The following is a 956-nucleotide window of genomic DNA, read 5'->3' as shown; positions in this document are numbered from 1 at the left end:
CAAGACCGACGCGGCGGAGAACACCCCGGCGGCAGGCGCAGCGAAGAGCAGCCCCGCCAAGCCCGCCGCAGGTGCGCGTACTCGGAAGGTGGGCTGAGACGTAGCGATGGTCGGTGGACTTTTGACGCGTTCCCCGGGGGCCGTCGCCGGGGTTGTTCTGGCCGGGCCTCGGCTCGTGGCGCGCGGGGCCGCGCCCGTCGTGGGGGTCGCGGCCGGCGCCGTCGCGGGTACCGCGCGGGCCGGGGTGCGCGGCGCGGACTTCGCGGCGCGGGCGGCGAGAGTCGCCCGCGCCGCGCTGCCGGGCGGCACCCGCGACTGGCGGGCCGGCACCCGGGCACACCTCGCACTGCGGCCCGCCGCGACCGAGAAGGTGCGCCGCGCCGGCGGCACGGAACGCGTCGCACGCCGCGTCGCCGCGGCCCTCGCCGAGCACCCCGACGTGGCACTGGCCTACTGGGACAACGGGCTGGCCCGGCTCGTGGTGACCGCCACCGAGGAGGAACTCACCGACCGGGTCGTGGACCGGGCGACCGACCTCGCCCAGCAGCACGGGCTGACCCGCGTCGACAACGAGGTCGAGGAGCTGGCCCACCCCGGCGACCCCGCCTCCGTGCGCGTCGCCGCGACCGCCCTCGGCGCCGACGCGCTCGGCATCGCCGTAGCCCTGACCGCGTCGTCCCTGCGGCTGCCGCCCTCGCCCCGCCTGGTGACCGCCGTGGCGACGCTGCTGCGCGAGAACCCCAGGTTCCGCGCCTGGCTGCGCGAACGCCTCGGCGCCCACCGCATGGACGTAGCCCTGGCCGCCGCCAACGCCGCCGTGCACGGCGCCGGCCAGAGCCCGACCTCCCTGGTGCTCGACGGCGCCCTGCGCGCCTGCCAGTTGGGCGAGGCGGTGGCCCGGTCGGCGGCCTTCGAGGTCGTGCACGACCAGCTGTGCGCCCCGGAGCGGGGCAGCC

1 pseudogene is annotated in these 956 nt (G+C 78.3%); it reads left to right on the top strand.

Going from position 1 to position 956, the window contains the following annotated elements:
- Positions 1 to 106 precede the first annotated feature (106 nt).
- Positions 107 to 956, top strand: a pseudogene (locus GTW67_RS05710) (cation-translocating P-type ATPase); the annotation flags it as partial.

This window comes from Streptomyces sp. SID5910 (genome assembly GCF_009862125.1).
Classification (GTDB): Bacteria; Actinomycetota; Actinomycetes; order Streptomycetales; family Streptomycetaceae; genus Streptomyces.
The sequence above is the reverse complement of the archived record's forward strand: the minus strand, read 5'-3'. Positions and strand labels throughout refer to the sequence as shown.